This is a genomic window from Nonlabens agnitus (assembly GCF_002994045.1).
GTDB lineage: Bacteria > Bacteroidota > Bacteroidia > Flavobacteriales > Flavobacteriaceae > Nonlabens > Nonlabens agnitus.
The window spans coordinates 1-5,650 of sequence record NZ_CM009580.1 but is presented as its reverse complement, the minus strand read 5'-3'; the positions used below and the strand labels follow the sequence as shown (position 1 = coordinate 5,650).

General features: G+C 53.0%; 8 protein-coding genes and 4 pseudogenes. All 12 read right to left on the bottom strand.

Annotation, left to right across the window (positions count from 1 at the left end):
• Window positions 1-14 precede the first annotated feature (14 nt).
• Window positions 15-614 (bottom strand): annotated as a pseudogene (locus BST86_RS00045) (DUF7507 domain-containing protein); the annotation flags it as partial.
• 106 nt (window positions 615-720) lie between these two features.
• Window positions 721-834 (bottom strand): DUF7507 domain-containing protein, encoded by a 114-nt coding sequence (locus BST86_RS15195; RefSeq protein ID WP_456237713.1) that lies wholly within the window; start codon window positions 832-834, stop codon window positions 721-723.
• 391 nt (window positions 835-1,225) lie between these two features.
• Window positions 1,226-1,744, bottom strand: coding sequence for a DUF7507 domain-containing protein (locus BST86_RS00085; protein ID WP_105981487.1), 519 nt, complete (start codon window positions 1,742-1,744; stop codon window positions 1,226-1,228).
• A complete protein-coding gene (locus tag BST86_RS00080) occupies window positions 1,741-2,829 on the bottom strand; it encodes a DUF7507 domain-containing protein (protein ID WP_105981486.1) in 1,089 nt (362 codons plus the stop codon). Before BST86_RS00080 ends, BST86_RS00085 begins: the two co-directional genes overlap by 4 nt.
• 47 nt (window positions 2,830-2,876) lie before the next feature.
• A complete protein-coding gene (locus BST86_RS00075) occupies window positions 2,877-3,215 on the bottom strand; it encodes a DUF7507 domain-containing protein (protein ID WP_394340881.1) in 339 nt (112 codons plus the stop codon).
• Between the two features lie 24 nt (window positions 3,216-3,239).
• Window positions 3,240-3,368: pseudogene (locus BST86_RS15140) on the bottom strand (DUF7507 domain-containing protein); the annotation flags it as partial.
• Window positions 3,369-3,432: 64 nt separating this feature from the next.
• On the bottom strand, window positions 3,433-3,693 hold the full coding sequence (locus tag BST86_RS15135) for a DUF7507 domain-containing protein (protein WP_105981490.1): 261 nt from the start codon (window positions 3,691-3,693) through the stop codon (window positions 3,433-3,435).
• Between the two features lie 79 nt (window positions 3,694-3,772).
• Window positions 3,773-4,465 (bottom strand): DUF7507 domain-containing protein, encoded by a 693-nt coding sequence (locus BST86_RS00065; protein WP_456237715.1) that lies wholly within the window; start codon window positions 4,463-4,465, stop codon window positions 3,773-3,775.
• Window positions 4,444-4,608 carry a hypothetical protein gene (locus tag BST86_RS14800; protein WP_172443277.1) on the bottom strand — a complete coding sequence of 55 codons (165 nt, stop codon included), beginning with the start codon at window positions 4,606-4,608 and terminating at the stop codon, window positions 4,444-4,446. The genes BST86_RS00065 and BST86_RS14800 overlap by 22 nt, the downstream gene beginning before the upstream one ends.
• A complete protein-coding gene (locus BST86_RS15190; RefSeq protein ID WP_456237714.1) occupies window positions 4,605-4,685 on the bottom strand; it encodes a hypothetical protein in 81 nt (26 codons plus the stop codon). The genes BST86_RS14800 and BST86_RS15190 overlap by 4 nt, the downstream gene beginning before the upstream one ends.
• A 44-nt stretch (window positions 4,686-4,729) precedes the next feature.
• Window positions 4,730-4,906: pseudogene (locus tag BST86_RS15185) on the bottom strand (DUF7507 domain-containing protein); the annotation flags it as partial.
• Window positions 4,907-5,048: 142 nt separating this feature from the next.
• Window positions 5,049-5,618 (bottom strand): annotated as a pseudogene (locus BST86_RS00050) (DUF7507 domain-containing protein); the annotation flags it as partial.
• Window positions 5,619-5,650 lie beyond the last annotated feature (32 nt).

Below are 5,650 nucleotides of genomic sequence, written 5' to 3'. Positions count from 1 at the left end.
ACCGCTCCTGGTGCAAGGCTAGCGATCGGTCCGCCGGTAAGGCTGCCGTTAGGCGCCACTAGTAGTGGATCCGTGATCGTGATATCCGTCAACGTAGTCGCTCCGGTGTTCGTTACAGTGAAGCTGTAGCTGATCGTCTCGCCCAACTGTGCGAAGCCGTCACCGTTCTCATCGTTGAACGTGCTCTCCTTAAGCAGCGATATGTCACTGTCATCTGGAAGGTCCGTATCCGTTGGATCATCTGGATCGCCGTCGCCGTCTGGATCCTCATCCGTCGGGTTGTTAGGGTCATCAGAGGTATCCGTCACATCGTCACCATCAGGATTCGTTCCCGTGGCAAGTGCCTGGTTGGTTACCGTTCCCGCATCAATGTCGGACTGCTGGATCGTGTAGCTTCCGCTAAAGGTCGTCGTGTCCACCGCTCCAGGTGCAAGGCTCGCGATAGGGCCGCCAGTAAGGCTGCCGTTAGGCGCCACTAGTAGTGGATCCGTGATCGTGATATCCGTCAACGTAGTCGCTCCGGTGTTCGTTACAGTGAAGCTGTAGCTGATCGTCTCGCCCAACTGTGCGAAGCCGTCACCGTTCTCATCGTTGAACGTGCTCTCCTTAAGCAGCGATATGTCACTGTCATCTGGAAGGTCCGTATCCGTTGGATCATCTGGATCGCCGTCGCCGTCTGGATCCTCATCCGTCGGGTTGTTAGGGTCATCAGAGGTATCGTCACATCGTCACCATCAGGATTCGTTCCGTGGCAAGTGCCTGGTTGGTTACCGTTCCCGCATCAATGTCGGACTGCTGGATCGTGTAGCTTCCGCTAAAGGTCGTCGTGTCCACCGCTCCAGGTGCAAGGCTCGCGATAGGGCGCCAGTAAGGCTGCCGTTAGGCGCCACTAGTAGTGGATCCGTGATCGTGATATCCGTCAACGTAGTCGCTCCGGTGTTCGTTACAGTGAGCTGTAGCTGATCGTCTCGCCAACTGTGCGAAGCCGTCACCGTTCTCATCGTTGAACGTGCTCTCCTTAAGCAGCGATATGTCACTGTCATCTGGAAGGTCCGTATCCGTTGGGTCATCTGGGTCGCCGTCGCCGTCCGGATCCTCATCCGTCGGTTGTTAGGGTCATCAGAGGTATCCGTCACATCGTCCCATCAGGATTCGTTCCCGTGGCAAGTGCCTGGTTGGTTACGTTCCCGCATCAATGTCGGACTGCTGGATCGTGTAGCTTCCGCTAAAGGTCGTCGTGTCCACCGCTCCAGGTGCAAGGCTCGCGATAGGCCGCCAGTAAGGCTGCCGTTAGGCGCCACAGTAGTGGATCCGTGATCGTGATATCCGTCAACGTAGTCGCTCCGGTGTTCGTTACAGTGAAGCTGTAGCTGATCGTCTCGCCCAACTGTGCGAAGCCGTCACCGTTCTCATCGTTGAACGTGCTCTCCTTAAGCAGCAATATGTCACTGTCATCCGGAAGGTCCGTATCCGTTTGATCATTCTCCAGGTTGCTGTTGTCATCCGAAAGGTCGCTGACATCATCTCCATCAGGTGTCGTTCCCGTAGCCGTAGCCTGGTTCGATACGCTCTGCGCATCGATGTCGGACTGCTGGATCGTGTAGCTTCCGCTAAAGGTCGTCGTGTCCGTTGCTCCTGGTGCCAGTGTAGCGATGGGACCGCCAGTCAACGTACCGTTGGCACCATCAAGTAGTGGATCCGTTACCGTTACATTCGTTAGGGTCGTAGCACCACTGTTCGTCACCTCAAAGCTGTAGCTGATCGTCTCGCCAACTGAGCAAAGCCATCGCCGTTCTCATCGTTGAACACAGAGGTCTTGATGATCGATATCTCGCTGTCCTCAGGAAGATTCGTATCCGTTGGATCATTCTCTAGGTTGCTGTTGTCATCCGAAAGGTCGCTGACATCATCTCCATCAGGTGTCGTTCCCGTAGCCGTAGCCTGGTTCGATACGCTCTGAGCATCGATGTCCGACTGCTGGATCGTGTAGCTTCCACTAAAGGTCGCCGTGTCTACCGCTCCTGGTGCAAGGCTCGCGATAGGACCGCCGGTAAGGCTGCCGCTTGGCGCCACCAATAGTGGATCCGTTACCGTCACATTCGTTAGGGTCGTAGCTCCACTGTTCGTTACCTCAAAGCTGTAGCTGATCGTCTCGCCCAACTGAGCAAAGCCGTCACCGTTCTCATCGTTGAACACAGAGGTCTTGATGATCGATATCTCGCTGTCCTCAGGAAGATTCGTATCCGTTGGATCATCCTCCAGGTTGCTGTTGTCATCCGATAGGTCGCTCACATCATCTCCGTCAGGTGTCGTTCCCGTAGCCGTAGCCTGATTCGATACGCTCTGAGCATCGATGTCCGACTGCTGGATCGTGTAGCTTCCACTAAAGGTCGTCGTGTCTACCGCTCCTGGTGCAAGGCTCGCGATCGGTCCGCCGGTAAGGCTGCCGCTTGGCGCCACCAATAATGGATCCGTTACCGTCACATTCGTTAGGGTCGTAGCTCCACTGTTCGTTACCTCGAAGCTGTAGCTGATCGTCTCGCCCAACTGAGCAAAACCATCGCCATTCTCATCGTTGAACACAGAGGTCTTGATGATCGATATCTCGCTGTCCTCAGGAAGATTCGTATCCGTTGGATCATTCTCCAGGTTGCTGTTGTCATCCGAAAGGTCGCTCACATCATCTCCGTCAGGTGTCGTTCCCGTAGCCGTAGCCTGGTTCGATACGCTCTGCGCATCGATGTCGGACTGCTGGATCGTGTAGCTTCCGCTAAAGGTCGTCGTGTCCGTTGCTCCTGGTGCCAGTGTAGCGATGGGACCGCCAGTCAACGTACCGTTGGCACCATCAAGTAGTGGATCCGTTACCGTTACATTCGTTAGGTCGTAGCACCACTGTTCGTCACCTCAAAGCTGTAGCTGATCGTCTCGCCCAACTGAGCAAAGCCATCGCCGTTCTCATCGTTGAACACAGACGTCTTGATGATCGATATCTCGCTGTCCTCGGGAAGGTCCGTATCCGTTGGATCATTCTCAATTGGGCTATTATCATCAGAAGTATCCGTGACATTATTATTATCAGGATCTTGTCCAGTAACAATTGCTTGATTCGTGACTTGCAAATTATCAATATCTGACTGCTGGATCGTGTAGCTTCCGCTGAAGGTCGTCGTGTCTATCGCTCCAGGTACAAGGCTCGTAATAGGACCGCCAGTCAATGTACCGTTTATTCCTTGTAATAATGGGTCAGATAAAACAATGTTAGTAATTGTCCTATTACCTGCATTTCTTATAGTAAATGAATAACTGACAGTTTCACCAACCTGAGCGGACCCATCTCCATTCTCATCATTAAAGGTTCCTCTCTTAATAAGGTTAATCGCATCGACCGCATCGTAAGATGTTATAGTCGGATCGTTTTCGAAATTACTATTATCATCTGATAGATCGTGACATTTGAATTATCGGGATCTTGTGCTTCGACGTCGCTTGATTGCTGACCTGTGATGCGTTTACGTCAGTTAAGGATAAAGTATAAGTTCCTACAAACGTATTCGAATCACTTTCGCCAGGTACAAGGCTCGCAATAGGGCCACCCGTAAGACTGCCATTTGGTGTAACCAATAACGGGTCTGCAATAATAACGTTCGTTAACGTAACATTTCCGGTATTTGTTACTACAAAAGAATAACTTATATTTCGCCAACCTGCGCCACTCCATCATTGTTCTCATCGTTGAAAACCCCTATTTTAATCAAAGATATTCTACCATTTTTTAGAAGGTCCGTATCCGTTGGATCATTCTCCAGGTTGCTGTTGTCATCCGATAGGTCGCTGACATCATCTCCGTCAGGTGTCGTTCCGTAGCCGTAGCCTGGTTCGATACGCTCTGAGCATCGATGTCCGACTGCTGGATCGTGTAGCTTCCACTAAAGGTCGCCGTGTCTACCGCTCCTGGTGCAAGGCTCGCGATAGGACCGCCGGTAAGGCTGCCGCTTGGCGCCACCAATAGTGGATCCGTTACCGTCACATTCGTTAGGGTCGTAGCTCCACTGTTCGTTACCTCAAAGCTGTAGCTGATCGTCTCGCCCAACTGAGCAAAGCCGTCACCGTTCTCATCGTTGAACACAGAGGTCTTGATGATCGATATCTCGCTGTCCTCAGGAAGATTCGTATCCGTTGGATCATCCTCCAGGTTGCTGTTGTCATCCGATAGGTCGCTCACATCATCTCCGTCAGGTGTCGTTCCCGTAGCCGTAGCCTGATTCGATACGCTCTGAGCATCGATGTCCGACTGCTGGATCGTGTAGCTTCCGCTAAAGGTCGTCGTGTCTATCGCTCCTGGTGCCAGTGTAGCGATCGGGCCGCCGGTAAGGCTGCCGCTTGGCGCCACCAATAGTGGATCCGTTACCGTTACATTCGTTAGGGTCGTAGCTCCACTGTTCGTTACCTCGAAGCTGTAGCTGATCGTCTCCCCAACTGAGCAAAGCCGTCACCATTCTCATCGTTGAACACAGAGGTCTTGATGATCGATATCTCGCTGTCCTCAGGAAGATTCGTATCCGTTGGATCATCCTCCAGGTTGCTGTTGTCATCCGATAGGTCGCTCACATCATCTCCGTCAGGTGTCGTTCCGTAGCCGTAGCCTGGTTCGATACGCTCTGCGCATCGATGTCGGACTGCTGGATCGTGTAGCTTCCGCTAAAGGTCGTGTCGTTGCTCCTGGTGCCAGTGTAGCGATGGGACCGCCAGTCAACGTACCGTTGGCACCATCAAGTAGTGGATCCGTTACCGTTACATTCGTTAGGGTCGTAGCTCCACTGTTCGTCACCTCAAAGCTGTAGCTGATCGTCTCGCCCAACTGAGCAAAGCCATCGCCGTTCTCATCGTTGAACACAGAGGTCTTGATGATCGATATCTCGCTGTCCTCAGGAAGATTCGTATCCGTTGGATCATTCTCTAGGTTGCTGTTGTCATCCGAAAGGTCGCTGACATCATCTCCATCAGGTGTCGTTCCGTAGCCGTAGCCTGGTTCGATACGCTCTGAGCATCTATGTCCGACTGCTGGATCGTGTAGCTTCGCTAAAGGTCGCCGTGTCTACCGCTCCTGGTGCCAGTGTAGCGATGGGACCGCCAGTCAACGTACCGTTGGCACCATCAAGTAGTGGATCCGTTACCGTCACATTCGTAAGGGTCGTAGCTCCACTGTTCGTCACCTCAAAGCTGTAGCTGATCGTCTCGCCCAACTGAGCAAAGCCATCGCCGTTCTCATCGTTGAACACCGACGTCTTGATGATCGATATCTCGCTGTCCTCGGGAAGGTCCGTACCCGTTGGATCATTCTCCAGGTTGCTGTTGTCATCCGATAGGTCGCTGACATCATCTCCGTCAGGTGTCGTTCCGTACCGTAGCCTGGTTCGATACGCTCTGAGCATCGATGTCGGACTGCTGGATCGTGTAGCTTCGCTAAAGGTCGCCGTGTCTACCGCTCCTGGTGCAAGGCTCGCGATCGGTCCGCCGGTAAGGCTGCCGCTTGGCGCCACCAATAATGGATCCGTTACCGTCACATTCGTTAGGGTCGTAGCTCCACTGTTCGTTACCTCGAAGCTGTAGCTGATCGTCTCGCCAACTGAGCAAAACCATCGCCATTCTC